This is a genomic window from Pseudomonas sp. B5(2017), assembly GCF_002112825.1.
In the GTDB taxonomy this organism is placed as follows: domain Bacteria; phylum Pseudomonadota; class Gammaproteobacteria; order Pseudomonadales; family Pseudomonadaceae; genus Aquipseudomonas; species Aquipseudomonas putida_Z.
This window is the reverse complement of sequence record NZ_NEIR01000002.1, coordinates 25,312-42,683: the sequence shown is the minus strand read 5'-3', so window position 1 is coordinate 42,683 and position 17,372 is coordinate 25,312. Positions and strand designations below refer to the sequence as shown.

The 17,372-nt window shown below is 64.3% G+C and carries 12 protein-coding genes; 1 reads left to right on the top strand and 11 read right to left on the bottom strand.

Annotation, left to right across the window (positions count from 1 at the left end; all coding sequences use genetic code 11):
• Window positions 1–43: 43 nt before the first annotated feature.
• The 8 genes from gltB to pilM form a co-directional block, all read right to left on the bottom strand.
• On the bottom strand, window positions 44–4,489 hold the full coding sequence (gene gltB / locus CAG00_RS02995; RefSeq protein WP_025340954.1) for a glutamate synthase large subunit: 4,446 nt from the start codon (window positions 4,487–4,489) through the stop codon (window positions 44–46).
• Window positions 4,490–4,861: 372 nt separating this feature from the next.
• Complete coding sequence (locus CAG00_RS02990; RefSeq protein WP_085663471.1) at window positions 4,862–6,496, bottom strand: AAA family ATPase; 1,635 nt, start codon at window positions 6,494–6,496, stop codon at window positions 4,862–4,864.
• Between the two features lie 15 nt (window positions 6,497–6,511).
• The gene (aroB, locus tag CAG00_RS02985) at window positions 6,512–7,609 is read right to left on the bottom strand and encodes a 3-dehydroquinate synthase (RefSeq protein WP_015272135.1); all 1,098 of its coding nucleotides are present in this window, start codon (window positions 7,607–7,609) and stop codon (window positions 6,512–6,514) included.
• 96 nt (window positions 7,610–7,705) lie between these two features.
• A complete protein-coding gene (gene aroK / locus CAG00_RS02980; RefSeq protein WP_025340956.1) occupies window positions 7,706–8,224 on the bottom strand; it encodes a shikimate kinase AroK in 519 nt (172 codons plus the stop codon).
• Between the two features lie 4 nt (window positions 8,225–8,228).
• A complete protein-coding gene (locus CAG00_RS02975; RefSeq protein ID WP_085663470.1) occupies window positions 8,229–9,497 on the bottom strand; it encodes a type IV pilus secretin PilQ in 1,269 nt (422 codons plus the stop codon).
• The gene (locus tag CAG00_RS02970) at window positions 9,421–10,422 is read right to left on the bottom strand and encodes a pilus assembly protein PilP (protein ID WP_176240853.1); all 1,002 of its coding nucleotides are present in this window, start codon (window positions 10,420–10,422) and stop codon (window positions 9,421–9,423) included. The genes CAG00_RS02975 and CAG00_RS02970 overlap by 77 nt, the downstream gene beginning before the upstream one ends.
• A gap of 11 nt (window positions 10,423–10,433) precedes the next feature.
• Window positions 10,434–10,970: a PilN domain-containing protein gene (locus CAG00_RS02965; protein ID WP_085663468.1), complete on the bottom strand. Its 537-nt coding sequence runs from the start codon at window positions 10,968–10,970 to the stop codon at window positions 10,434–10,436.
• A complete protein-coding gene (pilM, locus tag CAG00_RS02960) occupies window positions 10,967–11,848 on the bottom strand; it encodes a type IV pilus biogenesis protein PilM (RefSeq protein WP_085663467.1) in 882 nt (293 codons plus the stop codon). Before pilM ends, CAG00_RS02965 begins: the two co-directional genes overlap by 4 nt.
• A 207-nt stretch (window positions 11,849–12,055) precedes the next feature.
• Here pilM and CAG00_RS02955 point away from each other — a divergent pair, with 207 nt between their 5' ends.
• Window positions 12,056–14,506 carry a penicillin-binding protein 1A gene (locus CAG00_RS02955; protein ID WP_371915762.1) on the top strand — a complete coding sequence of 817 codons (2,451 nt, stop codon included), beginning with the start codon at window positions 12,056–12,058 and terminating at the stop codon, window positions 14,504–14,506.
• Window positions 14,507–14,720: 214 nt separating this feature from the next.
• Here the strand turns inward: CAG00_RS02955 and CAG00_RS02950 are convergent, their stop codons facing one another.
• From CAG00_RS02950 to rpmE, 3 genes are all read right to left on the bottom strand, one after another.
• Complete coding sequence (locus tag CAG00_RS02950) at window positions 14,721–15,989, bottom strand: malic enzyme-like NAD(P)-binding protein (protein ID WP_024087853.1); 1,269 nt, start codon at window positions 15,987–15,989, stop codon at window positions 14,721–14,723.
• A 177-nt stretch (window positions 15,990–16,166) separates the two neighbouring features.
• The gene (locus CAG00_RS02945) at window positions 16,167–16,988 is read right to left on the bottom strand and encodes a thermonuclease family protein (protein ID WP_085663465.1); all 822 of its coding nucleotides are present in this window, start codon (window positions 16,986–16,988) and stop codon (window positions 16,167–16,169) included.
• Between the two features lie 2 nt (window positions 16,989–16,990).
• The gene (rpmE, locus tag CAG00_RS02940) at window positions 16,991–17,206 is read right to left on the bottom strand and encodes a 50S ribosomal protein L31 (protein WP_003257833.1); all 216 of its coding nucleotides are present in this window, start codon (window positions 17,204–17,206) and stop codon (window positions 16,991–16,993) included.
• Window positions 17,207–17,372: the final 166 nt, after the last annotated feature.

Below are 17,372 nucleotides of genomic sequence, written 5' to 3'. Positions count from 1 at the left end.
GCACGACAGGCCCCGCGCACGGGGCCGTCACTTGCAGCTGTTGTTACTGCGGGTTGGCACGGGTGCTGGACAGCAGTTGCTTCAGGTTGGCTGCCTTCGGCTTGACCAGCCAGAAGCGCCGCACGTAATCGTCCAGGTTCTCCGAGAGCTCACGCCCCCACTCGCTGCCGGTCTCTTCCACGTACTCGGCAAGGACCCGCGCCAGGTGGCTGCGGTAGGCCTCCATCGCTTCACCACTGATACGCTGGATTTCCACCAGCTCATGGTTGAGCTTGTCGACGAAGGTATTGTCCATGTCGAGCACGTAGGCGAAGCCGCCAGTCATGCCAGAACCGAAGTTGTAACCGGTCTTGCCCAGCACGCAGACAAAGCCGCCGGTCATGTATTCACAGCAGTGATCGCCAGTGCCCTCGACAACAGCGTGGGCGCCGGAGTTACGTACAGCGAAGCGCTCGCCAGCAGTACCAGCGGCGAACAGCTTGCCGCCGGTGGCGCCGTACAGGCAGGTGTTGCCCACGATGGCGCTGTGCTGGGTTTCGAACGGGCTACCGGCTGGCGGCACGATGGTGACCTTGCCACCGGTCATGCCCTTGCCGACGTAGTCGTTGGCGTCGCCTTCCAGGTGCAGGTTCAGGCCACCGGCGTTCCACACGCCGAAGCTCTGGCCCGCAGTACCCTTGAAGCGGAAGGTGATCGGCGCCGCGGCCATGCCCTGGTTGCCATGCAGGCGGGCGATTTCGCCCGACACCCGCGCACCGATGGAGCGGTCGCAGTTGCAGATGTCGAGGCTGAACTCGCCACCGGCCTGGTCGCGGATGGCCGGCATGGCCATTTCCACCATCTTCTCGGCCAGCTCGCCCTGGTCGAACGGCGGGTTCTTGTCGACTTCGCAGAACTGCGGCTTGTCAGCCGGGATGTGCGAGCTGCCCAGCAGCGGCGACAGGTCCAGGTACTGCTGGCGCTCGGTGTCGCCTGGCAGCACGTCGAGCAGGTCGGTACGGCCGATCAGCTCGCCGAGGCTACGCACGCCCAGCTTGGCCAGCCACTCACGGGTTTCTTCGGCGACGAAGGTGAAGAAGTTGATCACCATGTCGACGGTGCCGATGTAGTGGTCCTTGCGCAGCTTGTCGTTCTGGGTGGCCACGCCGGTGGCGCAGTTGTTCAGGTGGCAGATGCGCAAGTACTTGCAGCCCAGGGCGATCATCGGCGCGGTACCGAAGCCGAAGCTTTCGGCGCCGAGGATGGCTGCCTTGATCACGTCCAGGCCGGTCTTCAGGCCGCCGTCGGTCTGTACCCGTACCTTGCCGCGCAGGTCGTTGCCGCGCAGGGTCTGGTGGGTTTCGGCCAGGCCCAGCTCCCATGGGGCGCCGGCGTACTTGATCGAGGTCAGCGGCGAAGCACCGGTACCACCGTCGTAGCCGGAGATGGTGATCAGGTCGGCATAGGCCTTGGCCACACCGGCGGCGATGGTGCCGACGCCAGCTTCTGCCACCAGCTTGACCGAAACCAGGGCCTGCGGGTTGACCTGCTTGAGGTCGTAGATCAGCTGGGCCAGGTCTTCGATCGAGTAGATGTCGTGGTGCGGCGGCGGCGAGATCAGGGTCACGCCCGGTACCGCGTAACGCAGCTTGGCGATCAGGCCGTTGACCTTGCCGCCTGGCAGCTGGCCGCCTTCACCGGGCTTGGCGCCCTGGGCAACCTTGATCTGCAGCACTTCGGCGTTGACCAGGTACTCCGGGGTCACGCCAAAGCGGCCGGTGGCCACCTGCTTGATCTTCGAGCTCTTGATGGTGCCGTAACGCGACGGGTCTTCACCGCCCTCGCCAGAGTTGGAGCGCGCGCCCAGGCGGTTCATCGCCTCGGCCAGCGCTTCGTGGGCCTCTGGCGACAGAGCACCCAGCGAGATACCGGCGGAGTCGAAGCGCTTGAGGATCGCCTCCAGCGGCTCGATCTGCTCCAGCGGCAGTGGCTGGTCGGCCACTTTCACCTTCAGCAGGTCGCGGATCATCGACACCGGGCGCTGGTCGACCAGCGTGGTGTATTCCTTGAACTTGGCGTAGTCGCCCTGCTGCACGGCGGCCTGCAGGGTGTTGACCACGTCCGGGTTGTAGGCGTGGTATTCGCCACCGTGGACGAACTTCAGCAGGCCGCCTTGCTGGATCGGCTTGCGCGCGCTCCAGGCTTCGGCTGCCAGCAGCTTCTGGTCGCTTTCCAGGTCTGCGAAACGCGCACCCTTGATGCGGCTGGAAACGCCCTTGAAGCTCAGGCCCACCACTTCCTCGGCCAGGCCGATGGCTTCGAACAGCTGCGCGCCACGGTACGAGGCGATGGTGGAGATACCCATCTTCGACAGGATCTTCAGCAGGCCCTTGGAGATGCCCTTGCGGTAGTACTTGAAGACTTCGTCCAGGTCGCCCAGCACTTCGCCAGTACGGATCAGGTCAGCCAGCACTTCATAGGCCAGGTACGGGTAAACGGCCGAGGCACCGAAGCCCAGCAGCACGGCGAAGTGGTGCGGGTCGCGGGCGGTGGCGGTTTCCACCAGGATGTTGCTGTCGCAACGCAGGCCCTGTTCGGTCAGGCGGTGGTGCACCGCACCGACGGCCAGCGAGGCGTGCACCGGCAGCTTGCCCGGGGCAATGTAGCGGTCGCTCAGCACCAGCTGGGTCTTGCCAGCGCGCACGGCTTCTTCAGCCTGGTCGGCGATGTTGCGGATGGCCGCTTCCAGGCCGACGCTCTCTTCATAGTTGAGGTCGATCAGCTGGCGGTCGAAGCCTTCGCGCTCCAGGTTCATCAGCGAACGCCACTTGGCGGGCGAGATGACCGGCGAGCTGAGGATTACCCGCGAAGCGTGCTCCGGGGATTCCTGGAAGATGTTGCGCTCGGCACCCAGGCAGATTTCCAGGGACATGACGATCGCTTCGCGCAGCGGGTCGATCGGCGGGTTGGTCACCTGGGCGAACTGCTGGCGGAAGAAGTCGTACGGTGAACGCACGCGCTGCGACAGCACGGCCATTGGCGTGTCGTCCCCCATCGAGCCGACCGCTTCCTGGCCCTGCTCGCCGAGCGGGCGCAGCACCTGGTCACGCTCTTCGAAGGTGACCTGGAACATTTTCATGTACTGCTTGAGCTGGTCAGCGTCGTAGCTGGCCACGCCCTGGTCATCGGTCAGCGTCGCCTGGATGCGCGTGGCGTGCTGACGCAGCCAGCGCTTGTACGGGTGGCGCGACTTAAGACGGTTGTCGATGGCGTCGGTGTCGAGGATCTGGCCGGTTTCGGTGTCCACGGCGAAGATCTGACCCGGGCCGACGCGGCCCTTGGCGATGACGTCCTCGGGCTTGTAGTCCCATACGCCGATTTCCGACGCCAGGGTGATGTAGCCGTTCTTGGTGGTCACCCAGCGCGCCGGGCGCAGGCCGTTACGGTCGAGCAGGCACACCGCATGGCGGCCTTCGGTCATCACGATACCGGCCGGGCCATCCCACGGCTCCATGTGCATGGAGTTGTATTCGTAGAAGGCACGCAGGTCGGCGTCCATGGTCTCGACGTTCTGCCAGGCTGGCGGTACCAGCATGCGCACGCCACGGAACAGGTCGATGCCGCCAGTGACCATCAGCTCCAGCATGTTGTCCATGCTCGAGGAGTCGGAACCGACGCGGTTGACCAGCGGGCCGAGCTCGTCGAGGTCGGGGATCAGGTCGTTGGCGAACTTGGTGCGACGAGCCATGGCCCAGTTGCGGTTGCCGGTGATGGTGTTGATCTCGCCGTTGTGGGCGAGGAAGCGGAACGGCTGCGCCAGCGGCCATTTCGGCAGGGTGTTGGTGGAGAAGCGCTGGTGGAACACGCAGATTGCGGTTTGCAGGCGCTCGTCACCCAGGTCTGGGTAGAAGGCCGCGAGATCGCGCGGCATCATCAGGCCTTTGTAGATGATGGTCTTGTGCGAGAAGCTGCAGATGTAGTGGTCGGCGTCGTGGGCGTTGGCCACGGACGAACGGCGACGGGCACTGAACAGCTTGATGGCGAATTCCTGGTCGCTCAGGCCTTCACCGCCGATGAACACCTGCTCGATCTGCGGCAGGCGCTCAAGGGCCAGGCGGCCGAGCACGCTGGTATCGATCGGCACCTTGCGCCAGCCGACCAGCTTCAGGCCAGCAGCGAGGATTTCGCGGTCCATGTTGGCGCGAGCGGCTTCGGCTTTGACCGGGTCCTGGTTGAAGAACACCATGCCGACTGCGTACTGCTTGGGCAGCTCGACAGCGAAGTGCTCCTGGGCCACGGCACGCAGGAATTGATCGGGCTTCTGCATGAGCAGACCGCAACCGTCACCGGTCTTGCCGTCGGCGTTGATACCGCCGCGGTGGGTCATGCAGGTCAGTGCCTGCATGGCGGTTTGCAGAAGGTGGTGGCTCGGTTCGCCCGTCATATGGGCGATCAGGCCAAAACCACAGTTGTCCTTGAATTCTTCGGGATGGTACAGACCTGTTTTCATAGACACATTCTCACCAGGTTCACCTCTCAACGGAGGTAAATCTCTTTTTTAACAACCACTTACCATCCACGCCGATCAAACGCCAGCTTTTTTGCGGTGGCCATGGAAAACCATTGTTGCACAGCGACAGCGATGCCCACAAATTTTCATGTCTCACCATTGAAAATTTATGTCGCAATTTTGAATGTGTTTGCGCCATGCGCCGTGATAGCGGCTTGGCTCGAGTCTGAAGCGTTTCAGCCATGACTGCAAGTAAGGCTTGTGGCCGGCAGTCTGGGACAGAAAAGCCTGCCGCGTGACAACGCAGCAGGCTATTCGAAAGTCAGTAATCGCTCAGCAACTGGGCGGCGGGGTGGTGCCGCCCGGAAGGTATCAGCGGGCCGAGGCCAGCTCTTGTTGGACGCTGGCGACGGTACGTGGCCAAGGTTTACCAGCCTGGACCTTCGCTGGCAAGTTCTTGATTGCCGCAACCGCTGCGTCGCGGTTGGCGAAGTTGCCGTAAGTGACTACGTACAGCGGCTTGCCCTGCAGGTTTTTCTTGAAGTAGCGATAGTCGCCACCCTGGGCCTTGACGAACGCCTGGGCCGATGCCTCGGAGCTGGTACCCAGGATCTGCACCACGTAATTGCCCGGTTTCTGCCCGGCGTACCAGCCGCTGTTGCCGCTGCCACCGGCTGCCGGCTTCTCGACAGGCTTGGCGGCCGGCTTGGCCACGGCGACCTGGGTCGGTGCTGGTGCAGGCTTGGCTGGTGCAACCGGCTTGGCAGGCTGGGTTGCGACAGGCTTTGGTGCAGGCGCAACCGGCTGCGATTGCGGCTGTACCGGCTGGGCCGGCGCCGTGGCTACAGGCTGGGCAGGTACCGGTGCCGGGCCCGCCGGCACACCTTGCGGCGGTGCGATGGTGGTCACGGTTGGCGGCGGGTTGCCTGGCTGCAGGGCGGTATCACCGGCCGGGCTACCCTCTTCACCCTCACCCATGCCCGCGGCCTGGGCCAGCGGCTCGCGCATCACCGGCTGCGACTGGCCAACCAGCGGCAGCGGCATCGGCTGGGACGAACCCGAGAACTCGATGGCTGGGTTGCCACCATTGGCCTGGCCCTCGCCAAGCGGCAACTGGGCCTGGGCGGCCGGCGCTTCGGCAGGCGCCTTGTCACCTTTCTTCGGCATCAACACCGCGGCCGCAACGGCGACCACAACCACAGCGGACAGCGCGAGCACATGTTTTTTAGGCATCTTGAACCCCATGGATGGTCGCTTGGCCGTCGAGCGGCTGGCGATCATGGCTTCGATCAAAGTGTCACGGGCGACCTGGTTGATGTTGCCAGGCCAGCCGTCGGAGTTTTCATGGATATCGACGATCTGTTCACGGCTGAACACCTCGATGCCCCGGCCAGCACCTTCCAGGCGCTGCTCCAGGTACTCGCGGGTTTCTTCTTCACTGTAGGGGGCGAGTTCGATGATGTGGAAGCGTTCTTCCTCGACATTGATCTCGTCCAGCCCGGCAATCAGCGACGGCTCACCGAACAGGAACACATGCGGGCGCCCTTCCGGCACGCCCGCCGCCAATTCCAGCAACGCTTGGAGTGCCGACTCGTCGAGTTGTTCCGCATCGTCCACCAGCAAGTACACTTCCTGGCCGGTCAGTGCCAGTTGCACCACCTTGGCCAGGATCGCCTGCATTTCGGCCTCGGCCACATCCAGGCTCTGCGCAACCTGGCCGAGTACGCTGGCGGCATCGCTGGCGCCACGGGCGGACACCACCACGCTCTGCACCGCCTGCTTGTTGGTACTGGCCACCAGGGCCTGGCGCAGCAGGGTCTTGCCGCTGCCCAGCGGGCCGGTGACAACCAGCATCAGCTGGCTGTAGCGCGCCAGGTGGTGCAGTTGGCCGAGCACGGGCTTGCGCTGGGCCGGGAAGAACTTGAAGCCGGGCACGCGGGGCGCGAACGGATCGTGGCTCAACTGGTAATGGTCGAGAAAGGCCTCATCGGCATGCAAACTGGTCATTGCGCTGTCACAACCTCAAAGCTGGGCCACGATCGCGCGGTAATCCGCCGACAACGTGGCCTGTAGAATCTCTTTCGGATAGTCGTCGGTCACCACGGCCTCGCCCATCTGGCGCAGCAGCACCAGACGCAGACGGCCGTCGAGCACCTTCTTGTCGACCGCCATGTGCTCCATGAAATGCGCCGGGGTCATTTCCTGTGGTGGCACCACCGGCAAACCTGCGTCCTGCAACAGGCGGATTCCGCGATCGCGCTCGGCCTGGTCGATCCAGCCAAGGCGCATGGACATCTCCAGGGCCATCACCGTGCCCGCCGCCACGGCTTCGCCGTGCAGCCACACGCCATAACCCATGTGGGTCTCGATGGCATGCCCGAAGGTATGCCCCAGGTTCAGCGTGGCGCGTACGCCAGACTCGCGCTCGTCGGCACCCACCACCGCGGCCTTGGCCGCGCAGGAGCGGCGGATGGCTTCGGTCAGCGCCACCGGGTCGAGGGCACGCAGCGCCTGCATATTGTCCTCGAGCCAGGCGAGGAACGGCTTGTCGCAGATCAGGCCGTACTTGATCACTTCGGCCAGGCCTGCGGACAGCTCGCGCGCCGGCAGGGTCTTGAGGCTGGTGGTGTCGATCAGCACCGCATTGGGCTGGTAGAAGGCACCGACCATGTTCTTGCCCAGCGGGTGGTTGATGCCGGTCTTGCCGCCGACCGAAGAGTCGACCTGGGACAGCAGGGTTGTCGGCACCTGGATGAAGTCGACGCCGCGCTGATAGCAGGCGGCAGCGAAGCCGGCCATGTCACCGATCACGCCGCCACCCAGGGCGACCACGGTGGTGCGGCGGTCGTGCCGTGCAGTCAGCAGGCCATCGAAGATCAGTTGCAGGGTTTCCCAGTTCTTGTGGGCTTCGCCATCGGGCAATACCACCGGCAGCACCGAATAGGCACCCAGGGTCTTGCTCAGGCGTTCTAGATACAGAGGCGCGACGGTCTCGTTGGAAACGATGGCAACCTGCCGCCCGGCGATGTGCGGCGCCAGCAGCTCGGGCTGGTCCAGCAGGCCTTCGCCAATGTAGATCGGGTAGCTACGCTCGCCCAGGTCGACCTTTAGTGTCTGCATGTATCCCCACAATGTACTTGGGCGCGGCGCTGTTCAGGCACCCGCGCGGTAACGTTGAACCTCGCCTCGGCGCTGGTGGCCGAGAATAGTCCCGGGCTAACGGGGCGGCAACTGCTGCAAGCGCTCGAGAATATCGATCACCACCATGCGTGGCGGCCGCTCGTCGGTTTCCACCACCAGGTCGGCGATCTCGCGGTAGAGCGGGTCGCGGGTTTCCAGCAGGGCGCGCAAGGTCGCCTCGGGATTGGCGGTGCGCAGCAGGGGGCGATTGCGATCACGCGCGGTGCGGCCAACCTGCTGTTCCACCGAGGCATGCAGGTAGATCACCCGGCCACCCTGGTGCAGGGCCTGGCGGTTGGCTTCGCGCATTACCGCGCCACCGCCGGTCGCCAGGACCACGCCGTCGAGTGCGCACAGCTCGGCGATCATCGCCTGCTCGCGATCACGGAAACCCGGCTCGCCTTCCTTGTCGAAAATCCACGGGATGTTGGCGCCGCATCGCAGTTCGATTTCCTTGTCGGAATCCTTGAACAGCAGGCGCAGCTCTTTGGCCAATAGGCGTCCGATGGTGCTTTTACCAGCGCCCATGGGCCCCACAAGTATCAAATTTCGCACAGAATCAACGACTCACAGCAATCGCCTGGTCACTCATGATACGCGGAGTCAGGAAGACCAGCAGCTCGGATTTTTTCTCTTGTAATGCATCGCGTCGAAACAGCCGCCCAACATACGGCAGATCGCCGAAAAATGGCACCTTGTCGACCACATTGTTTTGCGAAGTCGAGTACACGCCACCAATCACGATCGTTTCACCGTCCACCACGCGAACCTTGGCATTGACCTCGTTCTTGCGGATCGGCGGTACGTTGTTCAAGGCATTGACGTAATCCGGCTCGTCCTTGGTCACCCTGACGGTCATGATCACCTTGTTGTCCGGGGTGATCTGCGGGGTCACCTCCAGCGACAACGAGGCTTCGCGGAACGCTACCGAGGTGGCGCCGCTCTTGCTGGTTTCCTGATACGGCACCTCGGTACCCTTGAGGATCCTGGCCGTTTCCTTGTCGGCCGTGACCACCTTGGGCTGCGAGATGATTTCGCCGTTGCCGCTCTTTTCCATGGCACTGAGCTCCAGGTCGAGCAGCACGTCGCCACGCAGCAGGCCCAGGCCGATGCTGCCGCCCACCCGCTCCACCCCGAGGTCGACGAACAGGTCCTTGCCCGGCAGCGGGTCTTCAACGTAAAGCGGCCCACCCCAGCGCACCCCCAGGCTTTTTTCGTAATCGACGTTGGCCTCGACGATACGCGCCTCGATCGCCACCTGGCGCACCGGTACGTCCAACTGCGCCACCAGTTGCCTCAGCTCGGCAAGGCGGTCGGCCGGCAGGTGCACCACCAGCGTATTGGTGCGCTCATCGACACTCAGGCTGCCCCGACCGGCGAGGATGCCGTCATCCGCCAGGCTCGCCAGCAGCAGCTCCGCCAGTTCGGCAGCCTTGGCGTGATGGATGGGCAACAGCTCCCGGCGCAACGGCTGCAACTGCGCATCCAGCGCCTGGCCCACACGGGCATCGACAGACTGCGCGGCAAACTCGGCCGCAGGCGCCACCAACAGCACATTGCCCTCCTGGCGCCGGGCCAGGCCCTTGCTGCGTAGCACCAGGTCCAGCGCCTGATCCCATGGCACATCCTGCAAGCGCAAGGTGACGCTACCCTGCACGGCATCGCTGGCGACCAGGTTGACGCCAGCATAGTCAGCCAGCACCTGCAGCACCGAGCGCACTTCCACATCCTGGAAGTTCAGCGACAGTGGTTCACCCTGATAAGGCGTCGCCGACGCCAGCGGGACCGGTAGCAGGGCTGCCAGCATCCATCTCATCAATGTTTTCATCGTCGTCCGGGGCCTCCTTGCCCAGGTGCTTTGCGAGTGTGATGAACGCCGTGCGTTCATGCCACACCCCTGCCATGAACAGCCGTTCGCGTACTTCGACCTGGGTTTGATCAACCCTCGCCACCACCCCCTGGTCACGCCCGACCCGGTCCCCAGGGCGCACGCGATAGAGCCTGCCGGCCGCCATCAGCAGCGCTTCGTGCTCCGCCCCACGCGACAGGCTGCCGACCATCTCCAGTTGCGCCAAAGGCACGTCGGCCAACCCGCTGCCCGTCAATCGCGTCGCCCCGGGCGCAAACGGGTCGACCGGGGGCGCTGCCGTCACGCCCCTGGCTGGCATGCGCGCAAGCATCGCAGGCTCCGGCACTGGCGCCAGCGCCTGATAGGCATCAAACCGGAACTGCAGGCGCAGCAGGCCAGGCTTGCCATCTGCTGGAGCCAGCTGCAGGTCACCGCCGCGGAGCACACGCGCCTGGCCCAACCAATCGCCCAGCCACTGGCGCAAGGCCGCGTATCGCCCCACCACCTGTAGCTCCAGCGGTACCTTGCGCAAGCCCGCCTGTTGTTCATCTTCATGTACATCGAAGCGCTCGATGAGCAAGCCGTGCTCATGCCCCGACGCCGCCAGGCGCTCGAGCAGGTCGCTCATGCCCTCCCCGGCCGCCAGGTGCCAGTACGCCTCCCGCAAGCGTCGCTCGGCAATGGCCACAGACGCGTGGAGCTGCTCCAGTTCGGCCAGCTGCACCGCGCCGGATGAATGCTGTTCGTGCAACTCGGCGTGCCGAGCCTCCTCCTGCGCCTGCTGCTGCAGCGCTGCCGGGAGACGTATGGCGCAGCCCAGGCCGAACAACGCCAAGGCCACCAGCACTGGCGCCAGCTGCCTGAAGCGGCTGGAGCGCTCGGCCATGGCCAGCCAGCCGAGCACCTGTGCAGCATTCACGACCAGAACGCCGAAACGCGCGCGCCCAGCAGGAATTCATCGCCGCCCGGCAGGCTCCTGATGCGCTTGAGCTCCAGACCAACCAGCGCACTCGAGCGGCTCAGGTCCCGCATGAACTGCGCGACCACGGCACCGGACGTAGCCAGCCCGGTCATCTGCAGGCTGCCGCCTTCCAGGCTGAGGTCGAGCAGTTGCACACCCACTGGCAACGCCCGCTCGAGGTCAGCGAACACCCCGGCCAGCACATCCTGGTTGGCACGCAGGCCTTCCAGCGCCACCGCACGTGCCAGTAACGCCTCATGCTGCGCACGCACATCGGCCAGCGGCTGCAATTGCTCGCCCAACACCTCAAGGGCCGCCTGGTGGCGGATATTGGCCAGCGCCTGCTGCTGCCCGCGCTGGCGGGCCAGCTGGTCGACCAGCGTCACGCCACACAGGGCCAGCAGCGCGCCGGCGACCAGTCGCCTGCGGAAAGACCGCAAGGCGGCCTGGCGTTGCCGTTCGCGCCAGGGCAGAAGGTTCAGCCGCATCATCGGCGCAACCCTCCGAGAGCCAGGGCGCACGCCAGAATCATCGCGCCATCGACGTGTTCCAGGCGCGCCAGGTCGGGCACCAGGCGACACGGCAGGTTCAACCGGGAGCCGAGGCTCTGCAACTGGCCCGGCTCGATCGGAGAACGGCTGGCGATCAACAGACAATCGGGCAAAGGCTCACCGGCGAGCAGGGCCAGCAGGCGCTCCGGCAGCGCCCCGGCTATCGCCGACAGCCCCAGGTTCAGCTCACGCCGTTGCCGAGGCCGACCCGACTGCCAGCCATGAAGGGTGGTGCTTTGCGCCTCGATACGCAGCAACGCCGAGCTTTGGTGCCTGGCCAGCGGCAGCATGCGCCCCAAGGCAATGCTGTCGACCTCCACGGCCTCCAGTTGCAACCCGGCCTCCTCGACGATGCCCTCAAGTGGCGCCAGTGCACTCTGCCGACACGCAGCCACCATCACCTCGGCGCAGCCTGGCTGGACGCTAGAGCCTCCCAGCACCTGAAAATCCAGGGCCAGGTCTTCCAGCGGAAATGGAAACAGCCGTTCGGCGTCAGCCAGCAGCTGCGCCTCCATTTCTGCCCCGCCCTGCTCCACTGACAGGTGGCACAGCTTGCAGATCACCTGGTTGCCCGGCAGTGCCAGCGCGACCCGGCGCTGCCTGAGGCCGCTGCGTCGGTAGGCGCGCCTCAAGGCAGCCGCCACGGCGCCAGGCTCTGCCGCCCAGTCACTGCCAGCCGGTGATTCGAACGGTTCTTGTACCGAGGCAAGCACCCGGCAGCGCCGGTTACGCCGCTGCAGTTGCACAATCCGAACGGAGTCGGGGGCAATTTCCACCCCCACGAGTGAACCGGCATCCTTGCCGAAGCGTCCTAGCATCGTGGCATCCTTGTTGTCTGTCGCCGCCATCTGTCGCGGCTACCTGCCCCAACCCCGCGTCAACACTAGGCCGCGCCGGCCCATCGAGGCGACGGGCAGCCTGGCCGGTAACCCGGAGAGGCGAAAAAATGCTTATAATGCCCAGCGTTTTTTGGTCCGCCGGACCTGCGTGCAATCCACTCCCAACCTGGACACCGAAAAGCCTTGATACGTCTGCTGAAGTTCTTCTGGTGGTCTTCCGTCGCAGTCATCTGCGCGCTCGTACTCGGTGTGAGCGGTGCGTTTCTGTATCTTAGCCCCAGCCTGCCCTCGGTCGAGTCGCTCAGAAGCATCCAGTTGCAGATCCCCCTCAGGGTGTACAGCAGCGACGGCAAGCTGATTGCCGAGTTCGGCGAAATGCGCCGCTCGCCGATCCGCTTCGCGGAAATTCCCCCACAATTCATCCAGGCGCTTCTGTCGGCCGAGGACGACAACTTCCTCAACCACTACGGTGTCGACCCGAGCAGCCTGATGCGCGCCGCGACCCAGCTGGTGAAAACCGGCCATATCCAGACCGGCGGCAGTACCATCACCATGCAGGTGGCGAAGAACTTCTTCCTCACCAGCGAGCGCAGCTTCTCGCGCAAGACCAACGAGATTCTGCTGGCCCTGCAGATCGAGCGCGAGCTGACCAAGGACGAGATCCTCGAGCTGTACGTGAACAAGATCTACCTGGGCAACCGCGCCTACGGTATCGATGCCGCCGCGCAGGTGTACTACGGCAAGTCGATCCGCGACGTGAGCCTGGCGCAGATGGCGATGATCGCCGGCCTGCCCAAGGCACCATCGCGCTTCAACCCGCTGGCCAACCCGGTGCGCGCCAAGGAGCGCCGCGACTGGATCCTCGGCCGCATGTACAAGCTTGGCAAGATCGACGAAGCCAGCTACCAGGCAGCCCTGGCCGAGCCGCTCAACGCCAGCTACCACGTGCCCACGCCTGAAGTGAATGCGCCTTACATCGCCGAAATGGCCCGCGCCGAAATGGTCGGCCGCTACGGCAGCGACGCCTACACCGAAGGCTTCCGCGTCACCACCACGGTGCCCAGCGACATGCAGGAAATGGCCAACAAGGCCATCCTCAACGGCCTCTCCGACTACGATGAGCGCCACGGCTACCGCGGCCCCGAAGCACGCTTCCCGGGCCGCACCCAGGCGGCCTGGCTGCAGGAACTGGGCAAGCAGCGCAGCCTTGGCGGCCTGGAGCCGGCCATCGTCACCCAGGTCGAAAAAACCGGCCTCAAGGTGCTGACCCGCAGCGGCCAGGAAGAGCTGGTAGCCTGGGACACCATGAAATGGGCGCGCCCGTTCATCAATAGCAACTCCCAGGGCCGTGCGCCGCAGTCGCCGGCAGACGTGGCCCAGGTCGGCGACCTGGTGCGCCTGCAGCGCCTGGAGGATGGCAAGTTCAAGTTCAGCCAGGTGCCTGGCGCGCAGAGTGCGCTGGTCACCCTCGACCCTTACAACGGCGCCATCCGCGCCCTGGTCGGCGGCTTCTCGTTCGAGCAGAGCAACTACAACCGCGCCATGCAGGCCAAGCGGCAGCCAGGCTCGAGCTTCAAACCGTTCATCTACAGCGCCGCCCTGGACAGTGGCTACACCGCATCCAGCCTAGTCAACGATGCACCGATCGTGTTCGTCGACGAGTACCTGGACAAGGTCTGGCGACCGAAGAACGACACCAACACCTTCCTTGGCCCGATCCGCATGCGCGAAGCGCTGTACAAGTCGCGCAACCTGGTGTCGATCCGCCTGCTGCAGGCCATGGGCGTGGACCGCACCATCGACTACATCGCCAAGTTCGGCTTCAACAAGCAGGACCTGCCGCGCAACCTGTCGCTGGCACTGGGCACCGCCACCCTGACCCCGATGGAAATCGCCACAGGCTGGAGTACTTTCGCCAACGGCGGCTACAAGATCACCCCGTACCTGATCGATCGCATCGAAAGCCGCAACGGCGAGACGCTGTTCACCGCCAACCCGGCCCGGGTACCGCAGGGTGCCGAGGACCAGGCAGGTGTGGCCGCGCCCGAACAGCCGATCAGCACCGCCGCCATGCCGGGCGAGGCACCCGCAGCCTTCAGCCAGGTGGCGCCTGCACCGCAGGTGCCGGCCGTGGCCGAGCAGATCATCGACGGGCGCACCACCTACATCCTCACCAGCATGCTGCAGGACGTGATCAAGCGCGGTACCGGCCGCCGGGCGCTGGCCCTGGGCCGCACCGACCTGGCAGGCAAGACCGGTACCACCAACGAGTCCAAGGACGCCTGGTTCTCCGGCTACAACGCCGACTACGTGACCACCGTGTGGGTCGGTTTCGACCAGCCCGAAACCCTTGGTCGCCGCGAGTACGGCGGCACCGCGGCACTGCCGATCTGGATGAGCTTCATGGGCGCGGCACTCAAGGACAAGCCTGCGCATGCGCCGGCAGAGCCGGAAGGCATCCTCAGCCTGCGCGTCGACCCGGTCAGCGGCCGTGCCGCTTCGCCGAGCACACCGAATGCCTACTTCGAGCTGTTCAAGGCCGAAGACTCGCCGCCGTCGGTGGACGAGCTGGGCACTGGCGCAGCACCGGGCAGCCCGTTGCCGGCGGATGAAGCGGCGCCGATGGATCTGTTCTGAAGGTTAACGCCGTCCGTGTAGGAGCGGCCTTGTGTCGCGAAAGGGCCGCAAAGCGGCCCCAGCAATGTCTGCTTGATGCATGAACCCCGTGGGCGCTTCGCACCCCTTTCGCGACACAAGGCCGCTCCTACAAGGGACCGCATCATCAGTGCAGCGTGTAAACAAAAGCCCCGGCTCATAGGAGCCGGGGCTTTTTTGTGTCGCCAGGCAGCAATCAGCCTTTGAACACGTCATCCACGCTGGTCAGCGGGTAGTGCTTCGGATACGGCAGGGTAGCCACGCCGGATTCGATGGCGGCCTTGGCCACAGCGTCGGAAACGACGGTGATCAGGCGAGCGTCCAGCGGCTTCGGAATGATGTACTCACGGCCAAATTCCAGAGCCTGTACGCCGTAGGCGTCGCACACTTCCTTCGGCACTGGCAGCTTGGCCAGGTCTTTCAGGGCGATGGCGGCGGCGATCTTCATTTCTTCGTTGATGCGCTTGGCGCGAACGTCCAGGGCACCACGGAAGATGAACGGGAAGCCCAGTACGTTGTTGACCTGGTTCGGGTAGTCGGAACGACCGGTAGCCATGATCACGTCGCTGCGAGTAGCGTGCGCCAGCTCTGGCGAGATTTCCGGGTCCGGGTTCGAGCAGGCGAACACGATCGGGTTGGCAGCCATCGACTTCAGGCCTTCGGCGCTCAGCAGGTTCGGGCCGGACAGGCCTACGAACACGTCGGCACCGTCGAGGGCGTCAGCCAAGGTGCGCTTGTCGGTGGCGTGGGCGAACTGCGCCTTGTACTGGTTCAGGTCGTCACGGCCAGCGTGGATCACGCCGCTGCGGTCGATCATGTAGATGTTCTCGACCTTGGCACCCATGCTCACCAGCAGCTTCATGCAGGAGATGGCGGCAGCGCCGGCACCCAGGCAGACGATCTTGGCGTCTTCCAGCTTCTTGCCGGCGATTTCCAGGGCGTTGATCATGCCGGCCGCGGTGACGATGGCGGTACCGTGCTGGTCATCGTGGAATACCGGGATGTCGCACTGTTCGATCAGGGTGCGCTCGATTTCGAAGCACTCAGGCGCCTTGATGTCTTCGAGGTTGATGCCACCGAAGGTGATCGAGATGCGGCGAACGGTGTCGATGAACGCCTGCGGGCTTTCCGATTCCACTTCGATGTCGAACACGTCGATACCGGCGAAACGCTTGAACAGAACACCCTTGCCTTCCATGACCGGCTTGGAAGCCAGTGGGCCGAGGTCACCCAGACCGAGGATGGCGGTGCCATCGGAAATCACCGCAACCAGGTTGCCTTTGCCGGTGTATTTGTAAGCCAGCTCTGGATCACGGCCGATTTCACGCACGGGCTCAGCAACACCTGGGCTGTAGGCCAGGGCGAGGTCACGGGCGGTGGCGGTGGGCTTGGAGAGTTCGACGCTCAGTTTCCCCGGACGAGGTTGAGCGTGATATTCGAGAGCGGCGGTTTTCAGGTCTGACATGGTGGGCATTCCGCTATTTACTGTTCTGACGGACCGCCGAGGATACGCAAAGAGCCGGGGAGCCACAAGACTGGTCGGTCACTTGTGTCAAGGCCTTTAGCCTACGACTTTACGCTATAACCCACGGGGCATACGGCTAACAGTGTGTACAATCCAATAGCGAAATGTCTACATCTTTTAGCCTGAAATGCGCTCCAACATGCTCGGATCGGTCAACGGCAACAGCCAGCGTCGCTGCCCGGGCTTGAGGCCGCCCTTGCGGGAACGATCCAGCACCCAGCCACGCGCCTCGACCTGGCGTCCCTTGAGGTTATCGAAGAAGCTGGCGGGGAAGTTGCGCTGCAGACGAGCGGGAACCTGCAGCACCACCGCACTGTCCAGGTTCAGCCAGACCCCGCCACGGTTGCGCTCCACGTCTTCGATGCGGCCCGCAATGACCGCGAAACCCGACTGCCGGACATCCCCGGCACGCACCACCGGCGAACGACGCCACAGCCCGGAGCCAGCCTTGCGCGCAGCCTGCTCGGCAAGCTGCTGGCAAGCGCTGAGGCGCACATTTGGGGCAACCGCGACGCGATAGCCCAAGCCCTCGCTGAGCAGCTGTGCTTCGATATTGTCGCCATTGCGGCCGTAGATATGCGCCAGCGTGCGGCCGTATTTGTCCTTGGCCTCTACGCCCGGCTCCAGCCCGACACGCCCGTCGCTGGCCTTGACCAAGGCCTGCAAACGCTGCCTGGCGGCCTCGGCATAGGGCTCGCTGGTGCGCCCGTTACGGCCGATTTCCGGGGCATTGATGCCGATCAGTCGCACGCTGCGGCCATCGACCAGACGCAAGGTATCGCCATCGACCACCTGGCGCACCGCCACCTGCTGAGGGCTGCCTGGTAGCGGGCAGAACGCCAGGGCCGGGAAATGCCAGATGACGCCCATAAAAAAGGCGCCCACAAGGGGCGCCTTTTTTTGCAGCAATGCGAAACCCGATGGGTTCGCCATGCGCATGATTACTTCTTGGTACCGAACATACCGAAGCGATCGGCGAACTTCTGTACGCGACCACCGGTGTCCAGGACTTTCTGCTTACCGGTGTAGAACGGGTGGCACAGGTTGCAAACGTCGATCGCCAGGGTGCTGCCCAGGGTCGAACGGGTTTCAAACTTGTTGCCGCAGCTGCAGGTGACTGCAACTACTTCGTAGTTCGGATGAATATCTGCTTTCATGGTCACTTCCTCGAGCTGCGTGCCGCCACCCAACACCAATTGTTGAATACCGCACGTAATTAGGCGGCGAATAATACCAGAGCATCACGCCAACGCAAGTTGTCGCTTGCACCGACCGTCGTCTGCTAGGCTCGCCAGTCTTTGAAACGCCCTCCGAGACTTTCCG

Bases quoted from the DNA above. Each gene is read 5' to 3' on its own strand.
- gltB (WP_025340954.1), bottom strand. From the start codon at position 4,489: ATGAAAACAGGTCTGTACCATCCCGAAGAATTCAAGGACAACTGTGGT.
- CAG00_RS02990 (WP_085663471.1), bottom strand. From the start codon at position 6,496: ATGACCAGTTTGCATGCCGATGAGGCCTTTCTCGACCATTACCAGTTG.
- aroB (WP_015272135.1), bottom strand. From the start codon at position 7,609: ATGCAGACACTAAAGGTCGACCTGGGCGAGCGTAGCTACCCGATCTAC.
- CAG00_RS02975 (WP_085663470.1), bottom strand. From the start codon at position 9,497: ATGAAAACATTGATGAGATGGATGCTGGCAGCCCTGCTACCGGTCCCG.
- CAG00_RS02965 (WP_085663468.1), bottom strand. From the start codon at position 10,970: ATGATGCGGCTGAACCTTCTGCCCTGGCGCGAACGGCAACGCCAGGCC.
- pilM (WP_085663467.1), bottom strand. From the start codon at position 11,848: ATGCTAGGACGCTTCGGCAAGGATGCCGGTTCACTCGTGGGGGTGGAA.
- CAG00_RS02950 (WP_024087853.1), bottom strand. From the start codon at position 15,989: ATGTCAGACCTGAAAACCGCCGCTCTCGAATATCACGCTCAACCTCGT.
- CAG00_RS02945 (WP_085663465.1), bottom strand. From the start codon at position 16,988: ATGCGCATGGCGAACCCATCGGGTTTCGCATTGCTGCAAAAAAAGGCG.
- rpmE (WP_003257833.1), bottom strand. From the start codon at position 17,206: ATGAAAGCAGATATTCATCCGAACTACGAAGTAGTTGCAGTCACCTGC.